The sequence below is a fragment of the Enterobacter cloacae complex sp. P6RS genome (genome assembly GCF_014982245.1).
GTDB lineage: Bacteria > Pseudomonadota > Gammaproteobacteria > Enterobacterales > Enterobacteriaceae > Enterobacter > Enterobacter bugandensis.
The window spans coordinates 73,836-93,753 of record NZ_JADCLB010000012.1; the positions used below are offsets into that span (position 1 = coordinate 73,836).

General features: G+C 55.5%; 17 protein-coding genes. 8 read left to right on the top strand and 9 right to left on the bottom strand.

Annotation, left to right across the window (positions count from 1 at the left end; genetic code table 11):
• Nucleotides 1-26 precede the first annotated feature (26 nt).
• On the top strand, nucleotides 27-407 hold the full coding sequence (gene panD / locus INF73_RS07280) for an aspartate 1-decarboxylase (RefSeq protein ID WP_003856284.1): 381 nt from the start codon (nucleotides 27-29) through the stop codon (nucleotides 405-407).
• A 3-nt stretch (nucleotides 408-410) separates the two neighbouring features.
• Here panD and INF73_RS07285 read toward each other — a convergent pair whose 3' ends face one another.
• From INF73_RS07285 to INF73_RS07300, 4 genes are all read right to left on the bottom strand, one after another.
• Entirely contained in the window at nucleotides 411-1,658 is a 1,248-nt protein-coding gene (locus tag INF73_RS07285) for a polysaccharide deacetylase family protein (RefSeq protein WP_193541128.1), read from the bottom strand.
• A 63-nt stretch (nucleotides 1,659-1,721) separates the two neighbouring features.
• Entirely contained in the window at nucleotides 1,722-2,162 is a 441-nt protein-coding gene (locus INF73_RS07290; RefSeq protein WP_126300281.1) for a PTS sugar transporter subunit IIA, read from the bottom strand.
• 104 nt (nucleotides 2,163-2,266) lie between these two features.
• A complete protein-coding gene (locus INF73_RS07295; RefSeq protein ID WP_023334536.1) occupies nucleotides 2,267-3,037 on the bottom strand; it encodes an ABC transporter permease in 771 nt (256 codons plus the stop codon).
• Complete coding sequence (locus INF73_RS07300; RefSeq protein WP_028015540.1) at nucleotides 3,034-3,960, bottom strand: ABC transporter ATP-binding protein; 927 nt, start codon at nucleotides 3,958-3,960, stop codon at nucleotides 3,034-3,036. Before INF73_RS07300 ends, INF73_RS07295 begins: the two co-directional genes overlap by 4 nt.
• A 107-nt stretch (nucleotides 3,961-4,067) precedes the next feature.
• Between INF73_RS07300 and can the strand changes: the two genes are divergently transcribed.
• Nucleotides 4,068-4,730: a carbonate dehydratase gene (gene can, locus INF73_RS07305; RefSeq protein ID WP_014882586.1), complete on the top strand. Its 663-nt coding sequence runs from the start codon at nucleotides 4,068-4,070 to the stop codon at nucleotides 4,728-4,730.
• Nucleotides 4,731-4,791: 61 nt separating this feature from the next.
• On the opposite strand, the gene hpt is transcribed toward can, so the two are convergent.
• Nucleotides 4,792-5,328, bottom strand: coding sequence for a hypoxanthine phosphoribosyltransferase (hpt, locus tag INF73_RS07310; RefSeq protein WP_032644976.1), 537 nt, complete (start codon nucleotides 5,326-5,328; stop codon nucleotides 4,792-4,794).
• A gap of 208 nt (nucleotides 5,329-5,536) precedes the next feature.
• On the opposite strand from hpt, the gene INF73_RS07315 reads away from it, so the two are divergent.
• Nucleotides 5,537-7,951 (top strand): glucose/quinate/shikimate family membrane-bound PQQ-dependent dehydrogenase, encoded by a 2,415-nt coding sequence (locus tag INF73_RS07315; RefSeq protein WP_193541118.1) that lies wholly within the window; start codon nucleotides 5,537-5,539, stop codon nucleotides 7,949-7,951.
• 74 nt (nucleotides 7,952-8,025) lie between these two features.
• Here the strand turns inward: INF73_RS07315 and cueO are convergent, their stop codons facing one another.
• Nucleotides 8,026-9,585, bottom strand: a complete 1,560-nt coding sequence (gene cueO, locus INF73_RS07320) for a multicopper oxidase CueO (RefSeq protein ID WP_193541116.1) — start codon at nucleotides 9,583-9,585, stop codon at nucleotides 8,026-8,028.
• A 145-nt stretch (nucleotides 9,586-9,730) separates the two neighbouring features.
• Between cueO and INF73_RS07325 the strand changes: the two genes are divergently transcribed.
• The 3 genes from INF73_RS07325 to speD all read left to right on the top strand — a co-directional run bounded on the left by INF73_RS07325 (nucleotide 9,731) and on the right by speD (nucleotide 11,858).
• On the top strand, nucleotides 9,731-10,078 hold the full coding sequence (locus INF73_RS07325) for a YacC family pilotin-like protein (protein WP_014882582.1): 348 nt from the start codon (nucleotides 9,731-9,733) through the stop codon (nucleotides 10,076-10,078).
• Nucleotides 10,079-10,193: 115 nt separating this feature from the next.
• The gene (gene speE, locus INF73_RS07330; RefSeq protein ID WP_028015536.1) at nucleotides 10,194-11,063 is read left to right on the top strand and encodes a polyamine aminopropyltransferase; all 870 of its coding nucleotides are present in this window, start codon (nucleotides 10,194-10,196) and stop codon (nucleotides 11,061-11,063) included.
• Nucleotides 11,064-11,858, top strand: coding sequence for an adenosylmethionine decarboxylase (speD, locus tag INF73_RS07335; protein WP_126326314.1), 795 nt, complete (start codon nucleotides 11,064-11,066; stop codon nucleotides 11,856-11,858).
• 31 nt (nucleotides 11,859-11,889) lie between these two features.
• Here speD and yacL read toward each other — a convergent pair whose 3' ends face one another.
• A complete protein-coding gene (gene yacL / locus INF73_RS07340; RefSeq protein WP_041911228.1) occupies nucleotides 11,890-12,252 on the bottom strand; it encodes a protein YacL in 363 nt (120 codons plus the stop codon).
• 188 nt (nucleotides 12,253-12,440) lie between these two features.
• Nucleotides 12,441-15,038, bottom strand: coding sequence for a bifunctional aconitate hydratase 2/2-methylisocitrate dehydratase (gene acnB / locus INF73_RS07345; protein ID WP_049000520.1), 2,598 nt, complete (start codon nucleotides 15,036-15,038; stop codon nucleotides 12,441-12,443).
• Between the two features lie 892 nt (nucleotides 15,039-15,930).
• On the opposite strand from acnB, the gene INF73_RS07350 reads away from it, so the two are divergent.
• Nucleotides 15,931-17,478: a DUF3300 domain-containing protein gene (locus tag INF73_RS07350; RefSeq protein WP_193541114.1), complete on the top strand. Its 1,548-nt coding sequence runs from the start codon at nucleotides 15,931-15,933 to the stop codon at nucleotides 17,476-17,478.
• 10 nt (nucleotides 17,479-17,488) lie between these two features.
• Nucleotides 17,489-18,280, top strand: a complete 792-nt coding sequence (locus INF73_RS07355; RefSeq protein ID WP_193541112.1) for a DUF2950 family protein — start codon at nucleotides 17,489-17,491, stop codon at nucleotides 18,278-18,280.
• Nucleotides 18,281-18,332: 52 nt separating this feature from the next.
• Here the strand turns inward: INF73_RS07355 and lpdA are convergent, their stop codons facing one another.
• Entirely contained in the window at nucleotides 18,333-19,757 is a 1,425-nt protein-coding gene (lpdA, locus tag INF73_RS07360) for a dihydrolipoyl dehydrogenase (protein ID WP_080328669.1), read from the bottom strand.
• Nucleotides 19,758-19,918: the final 161 nt, after the last annotated feature.

Below are 19,918 nucleotides of genomic sequence, written 5' to 3' on the forward strand. Positions count from 1 at the left end.
ACCCTTGATAATTAAAGGTAAACGTAATGATTCGCAAAATGCTGCAAGGTAAGCTTCACCGTGTGAAAGTCACGCAGGCCGACCTGCACTATGAAGGCTCCTGCGCCATTGACCAGGATTTCCTCGACGCGGCGGGTATCCTTGAAAACGAAGCGATTGATATCTGGAACGTGAACAACGGTAAACGCTTCTCTACTTACGCGATTGCCGCCGAGCGCGGTTCTAAGATCATCTCCGTTAACGGCGCTGCGGCGCACTGTGCGGACGTGGGCGACATTGTGATCATCGCCAGCTTCGTGATGATGTCTGACGAAGAAGCCCGCCGCTGGCAGCCTAAAGTGGCCTACTTCGAAGGCGACAATGAAATGAAGCGCACCGCAAAGGCGATTCCGGTTCAGGTTGCCTGATGTTTATCCCTGCGGCTGATTGCTGATCAGCCGCGACATCGTCTCCAGCGAATCCGTTCTTAAGATATAGAGTCGTTTCAGTAAGAACGGATTATCCCCCGGCTTCACCTTCCCCTTCACCGTGGTCACGGCCAGATGGAAACCGGCATCATTCGCCGCCTTGACCGCCTTATTGTCATAGCCGCCAAACGGATACGAAAGGTAGAGCACACGCGGGTTGAACTGTGACAGCGCGCGACGAGAACGCTCAAAATCAAACAGGATCACGTGATAGCTGCGGCTCAGTAAGATCGGGTGTTTATACCCGTCCACGCGGTGCAGGAAGTGCGTGTGCGACTGAATGTCGAACACATCCTGAATGCCTTTGATTTCCTGAACGCTCATAAACTGCAGCGATTTCGGATCCCACTTCTGCGGATGGCCTTTAATACGTGACGAAATGATAAACGCCGTCGCGTTGAAGCCATACTCTTTCAGCACAGGATACGCGTAACGGCTCACCGACTTCAGGCCGTCGTCAAAGGTAATCACCACCGCCTTCGCGGGCAGGTTCATCTTGTTGCGCACGTAGCCTTCCAGCTGATACATCGTCAGCGTGGTGTACCCCTGGTCGCGAAGCCAGGTCATCTGGTTGCTGAACGCGCGCACGCTGGTGGTGGTGGAGGTATGGCGAAAACGGGTGTTCTCCTCATCGCGCAGGATATGGTGATAGGTCAGAACCGGAATGCCGTTATCTTCCTGCGCGTCCAGGCTGCTTATCCACGCCAGGCGGTTGCCGATGCGGATCTGATACCAGGTCTGGTTCAGGCGGTCTTTGAGTTTATTCAGAATGGGATAGCGCAGGTTGGCGCTCAGGGTGCCAAAGGGCGCGCTTCCGCTATTGGGCGCGTTATAGACGGGCGTATCTTTCCAGGTGATGAGATTCTGGTTACTGAGCGGCTTGTTCAGGTCGCCCAGGCTGTCCTCAACGCGTTGCTTGCCCTGCACTTTCTCAAGGTGGTCTTTATCAATAAAGCCAGTACCGAACCCGAAGCGAAATTCGTAATAATCCGCCGCCGCGGGAAAGACCGCGATGATCTGCCCTGCGCGAATATTGCCCACGTTAACCACGGAGTTACCTACCTGAGCCCAGATGGCAGCAGCCTCAGTGGTTTGCATATATTGAGCAGGAAGCCCTTGCTGACTTATCAGGCTGGCAGACGCCCCGCCGGAAACCAGCAGCAAAAGGAGAAAGAACACGCGCATGAACATAGGATATAAATCGACACGGGAAATCAGTCGCCATTGTAGCAAAAGCGACATCAATACCAATGTTTAATGCTTATACAGATCGTGAAGCAGAACAAAAGGCGGGTTTTTCTGCTGCTGGTGCCACAGGCTGCTCACCTCCGGCTGGCCCTCCGCCACGATAGCGTGCCGAAACTCTGCGCTGCTCAATGAGGCGCGAAGCGGATAGAGGGCTTCGAGTAAAGGCAGGCTGATACCGGAGATCACTTCACAATTATCATGCTTGTGGCTCAGCAAAGCGGCCGCGCGGTAAGGCGCCGCGCCGGATTTATCGGTAAGAAAAATGACGCCCTCTCCGGAGTCGGTTTCATGCAGGGCATCGCACATCATGCGGCTGAGCATGTTAGTGCTTAGCCCGCGCCAGTAGTTAACCACCCGGCATTGCGCCAGCGGGCCAAATTTGGCCTCAAGCGTATCCAGCATGTCCTGCGCTCGTTCATCGTGGCAGGTGATTACCCATCCCAGCATAACTCTCTCCTTAGCAGGCAAGTAGTTTAGCGGAGTGAAGGTTTGCTTACGGTGATAATCGTCAAAGAAAGTGCCCGGCAACCAGAGCGTCGCCGGGCAGAGGGTTAACTACGCAGACCGCGCCCGCGCTGGATCAGATACCAGCACAGCAGGTAGAAGGCGATGATGAATACCACCAGCACCGCCACCGTGGTAAACAGCGGAACATCGGTAATGCCGAGGAAGCCAAAGCGGAAGCCGCTGATCATGTAGACGATCGGGTTCAGATGCGACAGTGCCTGCCAGAACGGCGGCAGCAGCGTCAGGGAGTAAAACACCCCGCCGAGATAGGTCAGCGGCGTCAGCACAAAGGTCGGGATCAGGCTGATGTCGTCAAACGTTTTAGCGAACACCGCATTCAGCAGACCGGCCAGCGAGAACAGAATTGCCGTCAGCAGCAGAGTCAGCGCCACGAACAGCCACGAGTGCACCTGGAACGGCACGAAGAACAGCGAAATCGCCGTCACCAGGATGCCCACGCACAGCCCGCGCGCCACGCCGCCGCCCACGTAACCGGCTATGATGACGTGCGTTGGCACCGGCGCCACCAGCAACTCTTCAATATTGCGTTGGAACTTAGCGCTGAAGAACGACGAGGCCACGTTTGCGTAGGCGTTGGTGATCACCGCCATCATAATCAGGCCCGGCACGATAAACTGCATATAGGTAAAACCGTGCATCTCACCAATGCGGGAACCAATCAGGTTGCCGAAGATGATGAAATAGAGCGTCATGGTGATGACCGGCGGTACCAGGGTTTGCACCCAGATACGCATAAAGCGGTTTATCTCTTTCGCCCAGATACTTTTCAGCGCGACCCAATAAAGATGCGTCATGCCTTGTCTCCTTGTTTATCCTGCACCAGAGAGACAAACAGCTCTTCCAGTCGGTTCGCTTTGTTACGCATACTTAAAACCTGAATCCCCTGCGCGCTCAGCTGGGAGAACACGCTGTTGATCCCCTGCTCGCGCAGCACTTCCACTTCCAGCGTTGAGGTATCAACCAGGCGATACTGGTACCCTTCAAGCTTCGGTAGCGGGCTTTTTGCCGCCAGATCGAGAATAAACGTTTCGGATTTCAGCTTGGAGAGCAGATCCTTCATCGAGGTGTTCTCCACCAGCTCGCCGTGCTGAATGATGCCGATGTTGCGGCACAGCATCTCTGCTTCTTCAAGGTAGTGGGTGGTCAAAATGATGGTGGTGCCTTTGTCATTAAGATCCTTTAGGAAACCCCACATAGAACGACGCAGTTCGATATCCACGCCTGCGGTGGGTTCATCAAGGATCAGCAGCTTCGGCTCGTGCATCAGCGCACGGGCAATCATCAGGCGGCGCTTCATCCCGCCGGACAACATCCGCGCACGTTCGTTACGCTTTTCCCACAAATCGAGCTGTTTCAGGTACTTTTCGCTACGCTCAAGCGCCTCTTTACGCTCAACGCCGTAATAACCCGCCTGGTTAACGACAATCTGCTGCACCGTCTCAAACGGGTTGAAGTTGAACTCCTGCGGTACCAGCCCCAACTGGCGCTTGGCGTTTACCACATCTTTTTGCAGGTCGTAACCAAAGACGCTCACCCGTCCGGACGTTTTATTCACCAGCGAGCTGATGATCCCGATGGTGGTGGATTTCCCCGCCCCGTTCGGCCCCAGAAGCGCGTAAAAATCCCCGGCCTCTACTTTTAGGTCTATCCCGCGTAGCGCCTGAACGCCACCCGGATAGGTTTTTTTAAGCTGCTCAAGCTCCAGTGCAATTGCCATGAATTTAACTTACCTTCAGTTCTTACACACGTTGTGTGGTTTCATTAAAAGTCGGGTTACCCTATAGTAGCGCAACGCAATTACTTGGTTACAGGTCGCTAACCTCCATGAACGACATAGATACACTCATTAGCAACAATGCACTATGGTCAAAAATGCTGGTGGAGGAAGACCCCGGATTTTTTGGAAAACTCGCACAAGCCCAGAACCCGCGCTTTCTCTGGATTGGCTGTTCAGACAGCCGCGTACCTGCCGAGCGCCTGACCGGCCTTGAGCCCGGCGAACTGTTTGTTCACCGCAACGTCGCCAACCTGGTGATTCATACCGATCTCAACTGCCTTTCCGTGGTTCAGTATGCCGTTGACGTCCTGGAAGTCGAGCACATCATTATTTGCGGCCACTACGGCTGCGGCGGCGTGCAGGCGGCGGTTGAAAACCCGGAACTGGGTTTAATTGATAACTGGCTGCTGCACATCCGCGATATCTGGTTCAAACATAGTTCACTGCTCGGCGAAATGCCGCAGGAGCGACGCATGGACACGCTGTGCGAGTTGAACGTGATGGAGCAGGTATATAACCTTGGGCATTCGACCATCATGCAGTCGGCGTGGAAACGCGGGCAGAAGGTATCAATCCACGGCTGGGCGTACGGTATTCACGATGGCCTGCTGCGCAATCTGGAAGTCACCGCCACCAACCGCGAAACGCTGGAGCAGCGTTACCGTTCGGGGATTGCCAACCTCAAGCTTAAGCATGTGAACCATAAATAAAGCCGGGGGTTTTCGCCCTCTCCCCGTGGGAGAGGGTCGGAGTGCGGGCATCAGCCCGCAATTACTCGTCCAGCAATACCACTTTCCCAACATACGGCAGATGACGATAACGCTGCGCGTAATCAATGCCGTAACCCACCACGAACTCGTCCGGGATGGAGAAACCGACAAACTCCACCGGCACCTGCACTTCACGACGCTCCGGTTTATCCAGCAGCGTACAAATCGCCAGCGATTTCGGCTCGCGCAGGCTCAGGATCTCGCGCACCTTTGAAAGGGTGTTGCCGGAGTCGATAATGTCCTCAACGATCAACACATCTTTGCCACGAATATCTTCATCCAGATCTTTCAGGATTTTCACATCACGGGTTGTGGACATGCCGCTGCCGTAGCTGGAAGCGGTCATAAAATCGACCTCGTGCGGTACCTGCACTTCACGGCACAGGTCTGCCATGAACATGAAAGAACCGCGCAGCAGACCAACCAGCACCATTTCGCTGCCGCTGTCCTTGTAATGCTCGGTGATTTGACGACCCAGTTCGGCGATACGCGCTTTGATCTCGGCTTCCGGGATCATCACTTCAACAGTATGTTTCATATTACTAACCAAATGATTTTGATGAAAATCTTTCAATGCGGATGAATCTTGCTCCGGCATCGATACGCAAGCCAGCCATTATATCAGTAAATGGATAAGCCTGGCGTATGAGTTATAAAAAGCAAATATTGTGATTCCGATCACACTTGTTAACACCTATAATTAGTTGCTAGCAAATTATTAACAAAAACTGACGAGTACACTTTCTATGGCTGAAACAAACACTAAACAGCCGCGTCTACTGGTGACACTAACAGCGCTATTCGCCGCCTTCTGCGGCCTGTACCTGTTAATCGGTGGCGTCTGGCTGGTCGCGATCGGCGGCTCCTGGTACTACCCGATTGCGGGCCTGGTTATGCTTGGCGTAACCGTCCTGCTCTGGCGTAGAAAACAATCCGCACTGTGGCTGTATGCCGCCCTCCTTCTTGCCACCATGATCTGGGGGGTCTGGGAAGTCGGTTTCGATTTCTGGGCCCTGACGCCGCGCAGCGACATCCTGGTCTTCTTCGGTATCTGGCTGATCCTGCCGTTTGTCTGGCGCCGCCTGATTGTCCCTTCCAGCGGTGCCGTTGCAGCCCTGCTGGTGGCGCTGTTAATCAGCGGCGGCATTCTCACCTGGGCTGGCTTTAACGACCCGCAGGAGATCAACGGTACGCTGAACGCGGAGTCCACGCCTGCGGCAGCTATCTCGCAGGTCGCTGACGGTGACGGTGACGGTGACGGTGACGGTGACTGGCCAGCTTATGGCCGTAACCAGGAAGGTCAACGCTACTCCCCGCTGAAGCAGATCAACGCGGACAACGTTAAGAACCTTAAAGAAGCCTGGGTATTCCGTACCGGCGACCTGAAGATGCCAAACGATCCGGGCGAGCTGACCAATGAAGTGACGCCAATTAAAGTCGGCGATATGCTTTACCTGTGTACGGCGCACCAGCGTCTGTTCGCGCTCGATGCGGCTACTGGTAAAGAGAAATGGCACTTTGATCCACAGCTGAACTCCAACCCGTCCTTCCAGCATGTCACCTGCCGCGGCGTTTCTTACCACGAAGCGCGCGCCGATAATGCCAGCCCGGAAGTCATTGCCGACTGTCCTCGCCGCATTATGCTGCCGGTGAACGATGGCCGTCTGTTTGCCATCAACGCTGAGACCGGCAAGCTGTGCGAAACCTTCGCCAACAAAGGCATTCTGAACCTGCAGACCAACATGCCGGACACCACGCCGGGTCTGTATGAGCCAACCTCCCCGCCAATCATCACCGATAAAACCATCGTGATTGCCGGTTCGGTAACGGATAACTTCTCTACGCGTGAAACCTCCGGCGTTATCCGTGGTTTCGACGTGAACACCGGTAAACTGCTGTGGGCTTTCGACCCGGGCGCGAAAGATCCAAACGCGATCCCGTCTGACGAGCACACCTTTACCTTCAACTCGCCGAACTCCTGGGCACCAGCCGCGTATGACGCGAAGCTGGACCTGGTCTACCTGCCGATGGGCGTATCCACGCCGGATATCTGGGGCGGTAACCGCACGCCGGAGCAGGAACGTTATGCGAGCGCTATCCTGGCGCTGAACGCAACCACCGGTAAGCTGGCGTGGAGCTATCAGACCGTTCACCACGATCTGTGGGATATGGATATGCCGTCCCAGCCGACGCTGGCGGACATTACCGTTAACGGCAAAACCGTGCCGGTCATTTACGCTCCGGCTAAAACCGGCAACATCTTCGTGCTGGATCGCAGCAACGGTAAGCTGGTTGTGCCTGCCCCGGAAAAACCGGTTCCGCAGGGTGCGGCCAAAGGCGATTACGTCAGCAAAACCCAGCCGTTCTCTGACCTGAGCTTCCGTCCGAAGAAAGACCTCAGCGGTGCAGACATGTGGGGTGCCACCATGTTTGACCAGTTGGTGTGCCGCGTGATGTTCCATCAGCTGCGCTATGAAGGCATCTTCACGCCGCCGTCTGAGCAGGGTACGCTGGTCTTCCCGGGCAACCTGGGAATGTTTGAGTGGGGCGGTATTTCCGTCGACCCTAACCGTCAGGTGGCGATTGCCAACCCAATGGCGCTGCCGTTCGTTTCCCGTCTGATCCCACGCGGTCCGGGTAACCCGATGGAGCAGCCGAAAGACGCGAAAGGCAGCGGGACCGAAGCCGGTATCCAGCCGCAGTATGGCGTACCGTTTGGCGTTACCCTGAACCCGTTCCTGTCTCCGTTTGGTCTGCCGTGTAAACAGCCAGCCTGGGGTTACATCTCCGGTCTGGATCTGAAAACCAACCAGATCGTCTGGAAAAAACGTATTGGTACCCCACAGGACAGCATGCCGTTCCCGATGCCGGTTCCGGTGCCGTTCAATATGGGTATGCCAATGCTGGGTGGTCCAATCTCCACAGCCGGTAACGTGCTGTTCATCGCGGCAACCGCAGATAACTACCTGCGCGCGTACAATATGACCAACGGTGAAAAACTGTGGCAAGGCCGTCTGCCGGCCGGTGGACAGGCAACGCCGATGACCTATGAAGTGAATGGCAAGCAGTACGTTGTCATTTCTGCGGGTGGTCACGGTTCGTTTGGTACGAAGATGGGCGACTATATTGTCGCGTATGCATTGCCGGACGAAGGCAAATAAAAGCAAAACGGCAACGAAAGTTGCCGTTTTTAGCAATGCAGGCCGGGTAAGGCGAAGCCGCCACCCGGCTTTTTTTATACGGTAAAACCGAGCATCATCCCCGTATCTTCATGCTCCAGCAGATGACAGTGCGCCATATAGGCAAACTCTTCAGGCGCTTCGTGGTCGAACTTTACCAGCACCTCGCTGACGCCGCCTTCCACTCTCACCGTATCTTTCCAGCCTGCTCGATGCGCTTCCGGCGCTTTGCCGTTCTCAGACAGAATGCGGAACTGCGTGCCGTGGATATGGAACGGGTGCAGCATCATGTCCCCTTCACCTGAAACCACCCAGCGCTCAAACTGCCCCTTCGTGGCGGCAAACATCGGCGTGTTCATATCGAACGCTTTGCCGTTGATCTTGTTGGCGTTGTGGAAATCGAACCCGTGACCGCCGTGATCCATACCGCCCATTTTGCCGTGGTCCATATTCATGTGGCCCATCATCTGGCCGTGGTGCATTCCCGCCATGGCCTGATTGCCATACTTTTTCATCAGCGCCTGCATGCCCATCATGTCAAGCATCGGGTCCATGGAGAGCTGAAGCTTACGCTGCGTGAGCCCATCCAGCGACGGGAGAGCTGGCAGCTTGGCTAAGGTGTCCGGCAGCATACCGGAGGCCGTGACCTGTAGCGGCTGAATGCGCAGCACCGGATGCGGTTTATCAAACGGCGCCACTGCCATCCCCATCTGGCTGACAGGCAGCGTTACCAGGTCAAACGGCTTGCCGTCGCTGATGTCCACCAGCACTTCGAAGCGTTCGCCCATCAGCATCGGCAGCTCGCTCACTTTTACCGGTTCTGGCAGCAGGCCGCCGTCGCTTGCCACCACGTAAAGCGGGCGCTTATCGCTGGTGGCGAAGTTCAACGAGCGGGCGTTACAGCCGTTAAGCAAGCGCAGGCGCAGCCAGCCTTTCGGGGCGGCGTGCTGCGGATAGATCGCACCGTTGGCCAGCAGCGTATCGCCAAACCAGCCGACCGCCGCGCTCGTCACGTCCAGCTGGTAGTCAATCTGCCCGTCCGCGCTGAATTTTTTGTCCTGCACAATCACCGGCACATCGTCGATACCCCACTGTTTCGGCAGGCGCAGCAGGCGGCTTTCGTCATCCTCAATCAACACCAGTCCGGCCAGCCCCATTGCCACCTGATGGCCCGTTTTGCCATGCTGATGCGGGTGGAACCAGCAGGTTGCCGCCCGCTGGTCAGGGGTAAAGGTTACGCTGCGTTTACCCCCAGGCTTGATAACACCCTGGGGACCACCATCCACTTCGCCCGGGACTTCCAGCCCGTGCCAGTGCAGTGTGGTCTCCTCGGCAAGCGTATTGTGGATATCCACCGTCACCGCTTTTCCTTTGCGTAACTGAAGCGCCGGGCCGAGCAGATTGCCGTTGTAGCCCCAGGTTGTGGCGCTGTGCCCGCCGAAGGAGGTTTTACCGGCCTGAACAACGAGCTGAATACGGCTACGGGCGTCTGCGGTCAGTAAGTCAGGAATGGGTAAGGCAGGCCTTTCAGCCGCAAAAACCGCGCGGCTCCAGAGTGGTAATGCGCTGGCAACCCCCAGCACAGCGGAATATTTTAAAAAATCACGACGTTGCATGTTCATTTCCTTATTTCCAGCAGGCGATCTTTTGAGCATAAACCCTCCCCTTACCGGAAGGTCAAGTAAAGCGGCAATAATAAAGATCGTCGCACTGGCATCAAGTGTGCTAACGTTAATTTTCCGTGAAGAAGTGGTAGAAGCAATGAAGACGTTTTTCAGGACAATTTTGTTCGGAAGCCTGATGGCAATGTGTGCGAACAGCTATGCGCTCAGTGAAAATGAAGCGGAAGATATGGCCGATTTAACGGCGGTTTTTGTATTCCTGAAAAATGATTGTGGCTACCAGAATTTACCCAACGGGCAAATTCGCCGCGCGCTGGTCTTTTTCGCCCAGCAGAACCAGTGGGATCTCAGCAATTACGACAGCTTTGACATGAAGGCGCTCGGTGAAGACAGCTACCGTGACTTGAGCGGTATTGGCATTCCCACGGCTAAAAAATGCAAAGCGCTGGCCCGCGATTCGCTCAGCCTGCTCGCCTACGTGAAATAACCTTCCCGACGCCCCCTGTTCAACCTATACCCGTGCAACCACGGTTATAGTTAGCTATCATGTTTCGCTCATTTTTTGTGAGCGTTACGGATGTTAACAAAGGAGGAGTCCGCGTATGGCCGACCACACGTTGTGGCATGAAACACTGCATGACCAGTTTGGTCAGTACTTTGCCGTTGATAACGTGCTCTATCATGAGAAAACGGATCACCAGGATCTGATCATCTTCGAAAACGCCGCCTTTGGCCGCGTGATGGCCCTGGATGGCGTAGTGCAAACGACCGAGCGCGACGAGTTTATCTATCATGAGATGATGACCCACGTTCCGCTGCTGGCCCACGGACACGCGAAGCATGTTCTGATTATCGGTGGCGGCGACGGCGCAATGCTGCGCGAGGTTTCACGTCATCGTTCCATTGAAACCATCACCATGGTTGAGATCGATGCGGGCGTGGTCTCTTTCTGCCGCCAGTACCTGCCCAACCATAATGCCGGCAGCTATGACGATCCGCGCTTTAATCTGGTTATCGACGACGGCGTTAACTTTGTTAACCAGACCACGCAGACCTTCGACGTGATTATCTCTGACTGTACCGACCCCATCGGCCCTGGCGCGTCGCTGTTTACCTCCTCGTTCTACGAAGGCTGCAAGCGCTGCCTGAACCCTGGCGGGATCTTCGTCGCACAAAATGGCGTCTGCTTCCTGCAGCAGGATGAAGCCCTCGACAGCCATCGCAAGCTCAGCACCTATTTCGGTGACGTCAGCTTCTATCAGGCGGCCATTCCGACGTACTACGGCGGGATCATGACCTTTGCATGGGCAACGGATAACGACGTGCTGCGTCATCTCTCTACCGAAATAATCCAGGCCCGCTTCCATCAGGCCGGGCTCACGTGCCGCTACTACAATCCGGCTATTCATACCGCAGCGTTTGCTCTGCCGCAGTACCTGCAAGACGCATTATCCACTAAGGGGGTGAGCTAATTGAAAAAGCTTAAACTACATGGCTTTAACAACCTGACCAAAAGCCTGAGTTTTTGTATTTACGATATCTGCTATGCCAAAACAGCGGAAGAACGCGATGGTTACATCGCCTATATCGATGAACTCTACAACGCCAACCGTCTGACCGAGATCCTGTCAGAAACCTGCTCGATCATCGGTGCCAATATTCTGAACATCGCCCGACAGGATTATGAGCCCCAGGGTGCCAGCGTCACCATTCTGGTCAGCGAGGAGCCGGTCGACCCGCAGCTTATCGACAAAACTGAACATCCCGGCCCGCTGCCCGAAGTGGTCGTCGCCCACCTCGACAAAAGCCATATCTGCGTTCACACCTACCCGGAAAGCCACCCGGAAGGCGGGCTGTGCACGTTCCGCGCGGATATTGAAGTGTCGACCTGCGGCGTGATTTCTCCGCTGAACGCGCTGAACTATTTAATCCACCAGCTGGAATCGGACATCGTCACGATTGATTATCGCGTGCGCGGTTTTACCCGTGATATCAACGGCATGAAGCACTTCATCGACCACGAGATCAACTCCATTCAGAACTTTATGTCCGAGGACATGAAATCGCTGTACGACATGATGGACGTGAACGTGTATCAGGAAAATATCTTCCATACCAAGATGTTGCTGAAGGAATTCGACCTTAAGCACTATATGTTCCACACGAAGCCGGAAGATTTAAGTGAAGAAGAGCGCAAGGTCATCACCGACCTGCTCTGGAAAGAGATGCGCGAAATCTACTACGGCCGCAATATTCCGGCCGTGTAAGTGTTGCCCGGAGCAGGGACGCTTCGGGGAGTTACTTCTGTTTCATAAACTCACGGTAGGCATTCACTACCTGCAGGAAGTCTTCCACGCCGCACAGCGACAGGCTCTCTTCGTCGTAGTAGCTCATCCCCTCTTCCATCTCATCCCCTGAAAACTCAAGCTGGTTGGCGCGCACCATCACCTCTTCGCCGTCCATCCACAGGGTGTATTCATGTCCGGCGCGTTGCCAGGAGCGCTCGCTGCCTTTTACCGTATTTGCCGCCTGTTCGACTTCATCAAGAAGGGCGAGATTTTCTTTCACCTCTTCGTTAAACCAGTGTCCAACGGCTTCGTGCCCCATCGACATGCGCACTTTCACCACACCGGTGATGTCGCGCAAAAATTCGTAATCCATAGCGTTTTCCTCTGCAAAGCCATTAGGGTAATTATCGCAGCAGAGGGAAAGAAAAAAAGCGGGAGAGGTGGGAGGAATGAAAATAAAAAGGTGAGAGCAAGACCCTGCGGCCTGATGCCCTCACCCCGTCCCTCTCCCACGAGAGGGTGCAAATACTAAAAACCGTCTCGTAGAGACGGTTTTGCTGATTATACCGCCGTCTGGAAGATCACCCCGTCAGCCTTCTCGGTGTACTGAGAAAGCTGGTCGAAGTTCAGATAGCGATAGGTATCCACCGCCGTCTTATCCACCTGCGCCACGAAGGTCTGGTACTCTTCCGGCGTTGGCAGTTTGCCAATCAGCGCCGCAACCGCCGCCAGCTCCGCAGAGGCCAGGTAGACGTTCGCACCGGTACCTAAACGGTTCGGGAAGTTACGGGTAGAGGTGGAAACCACCGTCGCACCGTCGGCCACGCGCGCCTGGTTACCCATACACAGGGAGCAGCCAGGGATTTCGATACGCGCCCCGCTCTTACCGAACACGCTGTAGTAACCCTCTTCGGTCAACTGAGCCGCGTCCATACGGGTTGGCGGTGCCACCCACAGGCGGGTCGGCAGCTGGCCTTTGTGGGTATCCAGCAGCTTACCGGCGGCGCGGAAGTGGCCGATGTTGGTCATGCAGGAGCCGATGAACACTTCGTCGATCTTATCGCCCTGCACGTCAGAGAGCAGACGCGCATCGTCCGGATCGTTCGGCGCACACAGGATTGGCTCTTTAATATCCGCCAGATCGATGTCGATCACCGCCGCGTACTCTGCGTCTGCGTCAGCTTCCAGCAGTTGCGGATCCGCCAGCCATTTCTCCATGCCCTGAATACGACGCTCCAGCGTGCGGCGGTCGCCGTAACCTTCTGCGATCATCCACTTCAGCAGCACGATGTTGGAGTTCAGATACTCAATGATCGGCTCTTTGTTCAGCTTGATGGTACAGCCTGCTGCAGAACGCTCGGCGGAGGCGTCGGTCAGCTCGAACGCCTGCTCAACTTTCAGATCCGGCAGACCTTCAATTTCCAGGATACGGCCAGAGAAGATGTTTTTCTTCCCTTTCTTCTCAACGGTCAGCAGGCCCTGTTTGATGGCATACAGCGGGATCGCGTGAACCAGATCGCGCAGGGTGATGCCCGGCTGCATTTTGCCCTTGAAGCGCACCAGCACGGATTCAGGCATGTCCAGCGGCATTACGCCGGTCGCTGCAGCAAACGCCACCAGGCCGGAGCCCGCCGGGAAGGAGATACCAATTGGGAAACGGGTATGGGAGTCACCGCCGGTACCCACGGTATCCGGCAGCAGCATACGGTTCAGCCAGGAGTGGATGACGCCGTCGCCCGGACGCAGTGACACGCCGCCGCGGTTCATGATGAAGTCTGGCAGCGTGTGGTGCGTGGTCACGTCAACCGGCTTCGGATAGGCCGCCGTGTGGCAGAAGGACTGCATCACCAGGTCAGAAGAGAAGCCCAGGCACGCCAGGTCTTTCAGTTCGTCACGAGTCATTGGGCCAGTGGTGTCCTGAGAGCCCACGGAGGTCATCTTCGGCTCGCAGTATGCGCCAGGGCGAATACCGGCGACGCCGCAGGCACGACCCACCATTTTCTGTGCCAGCGAGAAGCCGCGGTTGCTTTCTGCCACGTCTTTCGCGTGACGGAAAACGTCGGAGTGCGGCAGACCCAGCGCTTCACGCGCTTTGGTGGTCAGGCCACGCCCGATGATCAGCGGAATACGGCCACCAGCACGCACTTCGTCAATCAGCACGTCGGTTTTCAGTTCGAAGCTTGCCAGCAGCTCGTTGGTTTCGTGGTTGCGCACTTCGCCTTTATACGGGTAGACGTCAATCACGTCGCCCATGTTCAGGTTGCTCACATCCACTTCAATTGGCAGCGCGCCCGCATCTTCCATGGTGTTGAAGAAGATTGGCGCAATTTTGCCGCCGAGGCACAGGCCGCCGCCGCGCTTGTTCGGCACGTGCGGAATATCGTCGCCCATGAACCACAGTACGGAGTTGGTGGCAGACTTACGGGAAGAGCCGGTACCCACAACGTCACCGACGTAGGCCAGCGGGAAACCTTTTTGTTGCAGCGCTTCGATCTGTTTGATCGGGCCCACCACGCCCGGCTGATCCGGCTCAATGCCTTCACGGGCGTTTTTCAGCATCGCCAGGGCGTGCAGCGGGATATCAGGACGAGACCACGCGTCCGGTGCCGGAGACAGATCATCGGTGTTAGTTTCACCGGTCACCTTAAAGACGGTCACGGTAATTTTTTCCGCCAGAGCAGGGCGGTTCAGGAACCATTCGGCATCGGCCCAGGACTGCATCACCTGCTTCGCATAGACGTTGCCCGCTTTGGCTTTTTCTTCTACGTCGTAGAAGTTATCGAACATCAGCAGCGTGGAAGAGAGCGCTTTAGCGGCAATCGGTGCCAGCTTGTCGTTATCCAGCGCGTCAATCAGCGGATGAATGTTGTAACCACCCTGCATGGTGCCGAGCAGTTCAATGGCTTTTTCAGGAGTAACCAGTGGGGAGGTGGCTTCGCCTTTGGCGATAGCAGCAAGGAATCCGGCTTTTACGTAGGCAGCTTCATCTACGCCAGGCGGTACGCGGTTGATCAACAGATCTAACAGGAATTCTTCTTCGCCCTTAGGCGGGTTCTTCAGCAGCTCGACGAGCGCGGCCATTTGGGTTGCATCTAAAGGTTTGGGTACAATTCCCTCGGCGGCACGTTCTGCTACGTGCTTACGGTATTCTTCTAGCACGACGGTTCTCCTCGCTCTCATTGTCATATGCGGCGGGCGTTCTCTTCACGCTCCTGTGAGACAGCAGTTTGTAGGGTAAATGCCCGATACCGCGTCGGGCAGCATAGCAGGATTTCTGCACAGTGTTAATCCGTTTACAAAAAAGCAACATTAAAAAGTTTGCTGAATCGTTAAGCATGGTGTAGCGGGGAGGAGAGGTGAATTTTGGGGACAAAAAACCGCCTGGTAGCGGTTATTTTGTTGCCTTGCGGTGGTAGCACACCGGGTTGGCAGATTTGCGGCAATGCACTCGGCATGAATAATGCTCCTGAGTATGCAGATCCGCAAGCACATGTTTTGTGTTTACGAGCCGCCATCCAGTTTCGAATGTAAAAGGATGAAACTGTATTTCACCTCTTTTCAGTCCATTTCGGCTGTAATACTGTTGCCCCCGGCCTGCTTCGCTGGTGTAGCAACCAATCACCGGGCCCGGAAGCAGTTCCGTAACCTACGCGGCAATGTACTCATTTGCCTGGTTCTGCCTTTTCCGGTGAAGAAGGAACCCGCGTAGCCTGTTCAGGAACGCACGCAATGGAGATGCGAATCACTGCGCTGATCGTTGCAATTGGTTTACTGCTTACCGCGCTGCACGGTGGCTGGAACATATCCGACATCACGGTGCTGTTTGTCGTCAACCTCGGCAACTAGCTGCTGGCCGCTCGTAAGAACGGCCTTCTGAATTCCCGGCGCCTTTTCCCGCATCGCATATAATTGTGTAATAAATACTCACACTCTTTATCCGGACGTACCGGACGCTTCCCAATAAAAGTCAAAACAGTAAAAGACGGGTGAATAATACTCACGCCAACCGTAACGCCTCACGGCACAGCGCCTGTCTCGTTGGAGTCATTTTATGAAGTTGCCCTTTAAGCCACATCTGCTTGTCCTTCTGTGCAGTGCCGGGCTGTTTGCCGCCTCAGGCGTCATGTTTGTCAAAAGTCGTGCAACGGAACCCGTTGCGCCAGCCCCCGTCGCGCAACCACCGTCAGCGCCTACCGCAGCCCAGCCGGCCCCTGTCGTCGCGCCAACCTACACTGCCGCGCAAATCGATCAGTGGGTTGCCCCCATCGCGCTCTACCCGGATGCTCTGCTGTCACAAATCTTGATGGCCTCGACCTACCCGGCCAACGTGATTCAAGCGGCGCAGTGGTCCAAAGACAACCCCAAAATGGAAGGGGACGCCGCGATTCAGGCCGTTGCCAGCCAGCCCTGGGATCCCAGCGTAAAATCCCTGGTCGCGTTTCCTCAGCTTATGTCGCTGATGGGAGAGAATCCGCCGTGGGTACAAAATCTGGGGGATGCGTTTCTCGCGCAGCCGAAAGATGTGATGGATTCGGTACAACGGTTGCGCGCGCTGGCGCAGAAGACCGGCGCCTTGCAATCTACGCCTCAGCAGACGGTCACCACGGTAACGAAACCCGCACCGGCTAAAACCAGCACCACCGAGGCAACGACAACAACGACGTCTGCGCCCGCCCCAACGGTGATCAAAATTGAATCTGCCGATCCGCAGGTCGTTTATGTTCCCACCTATAACCCGAATACGGTTTACGGAACCTGGCCCAACACCGCCTATCCGCCAACCTATCTCCCGCCGTCACCCGGGAAGCAGTTTGGCAATAGCTTCGTCAACGGCTTAGGTTTCAGCCTGGGTGTCGCCACAACTTATGCCATCTTCAGCAACATCGACTGGGATGATGACGATGACTGGGACCATCATCATGACGGTGACTGGGATAATCACGGCGGCTACAACCGCAACGGTGATAACAACATCAATATTAACGTTGAGAACTTCAATAAAATCAGCGGACAACGTCTGACGGACGCCAACCGTACCTGGCAGCACAACCCGGCCTATCGGGAAGGTGTCCCCTACCCGACAAACCAGCTCAACACGCGTTTCCACTCCACCAACACGGCCACGGGGCTTAGTGCAACGCAGCAACCGGTTAATCGCGATAGCCAGCGTCAGGCGGCGCTGAGCCAGATGGAGAAATCGACAGGTAAAACCTTCCCACAGACAGCTCGCCCGGGCACGAAAGCGGCGCAGCGACAGGCCTCAAGTGAACAGCTGAAACAGATTTCTCAGCGCAATAACTACCGTGGCTATGACACCAAACCGCAGACGGCGAAGCGGGCCACCACGCAGCAGCGAGAAAACCGCCAGACCACCGCGCAGAGACAAGAGAAACGGGTTCAGCCCTCTCAGCAACGTCCCTTCCAGCAGCGAAACAGTCAGCTCCGGGCCAATGCACTGAGCGGCAACGACAGCCGTTCCGCCAACTGGCAGGCGCAGCAGCAGCGTGGGGCGCAAAGCAGACACCTCGCCGCTCGTCAGCAGCAGCTACGCCCGGCAGCGGCTGGACGTGCTGAACACCGTGAATTCCGTCATCGCTAAGGGAGCCGACATGAAACGTAAATTACTCAGTGGAATGGTGTTGTTCATGGTCTCGGCGACCGTCATGGCGCAGCAATCCTTCAGCTCACCAGAACAGGCTACCAATGCGCTGGAAAGCGCTATCCGCGAGCAAAACGAAAGCGCGATGAGCAACCTGCTCGGTGAGAACTGGCGCGACTTCCTGCCCCCTGAAGGCGTTGATCCTGACGCAGTCGATCGCTTTCTGCGCGACTGGAAAGTCCGTCATAACACCATTGTCGAAGGCGATAAAGCGCATCTGGTTGTCGGAGACAGCGGCTGGCAACTTCCCATTCCGGTGATCAAAACCGCCTCCGGCTGGCAGTTTGACATCAAAGAAGGCGCCGAGGAGATCCTGACCCGCGAAATTGGGCGCAACGAACTTGCCGCCATCGAAGCCCTGCATGCTTACGTGGCCGCTCAGCAGAGCTATTTTGCGATGAACCAGAAATACGCGCAGAAGATTGTCAGTTCTGAGGGGAAAAAGGACGGTCTGTACTGGCCCGTCTCGCCCGGCGAAGCGCCAAGCCCGCTTGGTCCGGCATTTAGCCCTAAAGAGCCAGGCGCGGGTTACCATGGCTATAGCTTCCGCATCCTGCCCGATAATCACGGTTTCGCGATGGTGGCGTGGCCTGTCAGCTATGGTCAGACAGGCGTCATGAGCTTTGTGATAAACCAGGACGACAAGGTGTACCAGTCCGATCTCGGCAGCGATTCGGAGCAGAAGGCCCGGGCGCTGGCCTCATACGCACCTAATAACACCTGGCAGCCTGTAGTACCCTGAACGCCGCGCATAAAAAAAGCGGCCTCAGGCCGCTTTTTTCATCTGAAGAAACTTATTTCTTCTTCGCTTTCGCGTTTGGCAGGTCAGTGATGCTACCTTCAAACACTTCAGCCGCCAGGCCCACGGACTCGTGCAGAGTCGGGTGCGCGTGGATGGTCAGCGCGATGTCTTCCGCGTCACAGCCCATTTCGATAGCCAGACCGATTTCACCCAGCAGCTCACCGCCGTTGGTACCGACAATCGCACCACCGATTACGCGGTGAGTCTCTTTGTCGAAGATCAGTTTGGTCATACCGTCTGCGCAGTCGGAAGCGATAGCACGGCCAGAAGCAGCCCACGGGAAGGTGGCGGTTTCGTAGCTGATGCCTTTCTCTTTCGCTTCTTTCTCGGTCAGACCGACCCATGCAACTTCTGGCTCGGTGTACGCGATAGATGGGATCACTTTCGGATCGAAGTAGTGCTTCATGCCGGCGATAACTTCAGCGGCAACGTGACCTTCGTGAACGCCTTTGTGCGCCAGCATTGGCTGACCGACGATGTCGCCGATAGCAAAGATGTGCGGCACGTTGGTGCGCAGCTGTTTGTCAACGCGGATGAAGCCACGGTCGTCCACTTCCACGCCAGCTTTGCCCGCGTCGAGGTTTTTACCGTTCGGTACACGACCGATAGCCACCAGCACGGCGTCGTAACGCTGTGGTTCGGATGGGGCTTTTTTGCCTTCCATGGAAACGTAAATACCGTCTTCTTTCGCTTCAACGGCTGTCACTTTGGTTTCCAGCATCAGGTTAAACTTCTTGCTGATGCGCTTGGTGAAGACTTTAACGATGTCTTTGTCAGCAGCCGGGATAACCTGGTCGAACATTTCAACCACGTCAATGTCTGAACCCAGCGCATGGTACACGGTACCCATTTCCAGACCGATGATACCGCCGCCCATAACCAGCAGACGCTCAGGAACGGTTTTCAGTTCCAGGGCATCGGTGGAATCCCACACGCGTGGATCTTCATGTGGAATGAATGGCAGTTCGATTGGGCGAGAGCCTGCCGCGATGATCGCGTTGTCGAAGTTGATAACGGTTTTGCCGTTTTCGCCTTCCACTTCCAGGGTGTTCGCACCGGTGAATTTACCCAGACCGTTAACCACTTTTACCTTACGGCCTTTCGCCATACCCGCCAGACCGCCGGTCAGCTGAGTGATAACTTTCTCTTTCCAGGTACGAATTTTGTCGATGTCGGTTTTTGGCTCGCCGAAGACGATACCGTGTTCAGCCAGCGCTTTGGCTTCTTCGATAACTTTCGCTACGTGCAGCAGCGCTTTAGAAGGGATACAGCCGACGTTCAGACAAACACCGCCGAGGGTGCTGTAACGTTCTACGATGACGGTTTCCAGACCTAAATCCGCTGCGCGAAATGCTGCGGAGTAACCTGCCGGGCCTGCCCCAAGTACTACGACCTGAGTTTTGATTTCTGTGCTCATCATGACCTCTTAATGTATACCCGTCGTCCACCGGGTCGTTCTATCCGCCCGTATTTTACAAAATTGTTAACAATTTTGAAACAACAAACGGCTCACGAATTATCGCTTTCACCAATAACCTCAAAAGCCCCATGAGGTTATCAGAAAAAAGCCGGCCGACT

Coding starts and splice junctions, on each gene's coding strand:
- lpdA (WP_080328669.1), bottom strand. CDS start 19,757: ATGAGCACAGAAATCAAAACTCAGGTCGTAGTACTTGGGGCAGGCCCG.
- INF73_RS07300 (WP_028015540.1), bottom strand. CDS start 3,960: ATGGCAATTGCACTGGAGCTTGAGCAGCTTAAAAAAACCTATCCGGGT.
- INF73_RS07285 (WP_193541128.1), bottom strand. CDS start 1,658: ATGTTCATGCGCGTGTTCTTTCTCCTTTTGCTGCTGGTTTCCGGCGGG.
- INF73_RS07355 (WP_193541112.1), top strand. CDS start 17,489: ATGAAACGTAAATTACTCAGTGGAATGGTGTTGTTCATGGTCTCGGCG.
- INF73_RS07295 (WP_023334536.1), bottom strand. CDS start 3,037: ATGACGCATCTTTATTGGGTCGCGCTGAAAAGTATCTGGGCGAAAGAG.
- INF73_RS07315 (WP_193541118.1), top strand. CDS start 5,537: ATGGCTGAAACAAACACTAAACAGCCGCGTCTACTGGTGACACTAACA.
- INF73_RS07350 (WP_193541114.1), top strand. CDS start 15,931: ATGAAGTTGCCCTTTAAGCCACATCTGCTTGTCCTTCTGTGCAGTGCC.
- cueO (WP_193541116.1), bottom strand. CDS start 9,585: ATGCAACGTCGTGATTTTTTAAAATATTCCGCTGTGCTGGGGGTTGCC.
- speE (WP_028015536.1), top strand. CDS start 10,194: ATGGCCGACCACACGTTGTGGCATGAAACACTGCATGACCAGTTTGGT.
- panD (WP_003856284.1), top strand. CDS start 27: ATGATTCGCAAAATGCTGCAAGGTAAGCTTCACCGTGTGAAAGTCACG.
- can (WP_014882586.1), top strand. CDS start 4,068: ATGAACGACATAGATACACTCATTAGCAACAATGCACTATGGTCAAAA.
- INF73_RS07290 (WP_126300281.1), bottom strand. CDS start 2,162: ATGCTGGGATGGGTAATCACCTGCCACGATGAACGAGCGCAGGACATG.
- INF73_RS07325 (WP_014882582.1), top strand. CDS start 9,731: ATGAAGACGTTTTTCAGGACAATTTTGTTCGGAAGCCTGATGGCAATG.
- yacL (WP_041911228.1), bottom strand. CDS start 12,252: ATGGATTACGAATTTTTGCGCGACATCACCGGTGTGGTGAAAGTGCGC.
- hpt (WP_032644976.1), bottom strand. CDS start 5,328: ATGAAACATACTGTTGAAGTGATGATCCCGGAAGCCGAGATCAAAGCG.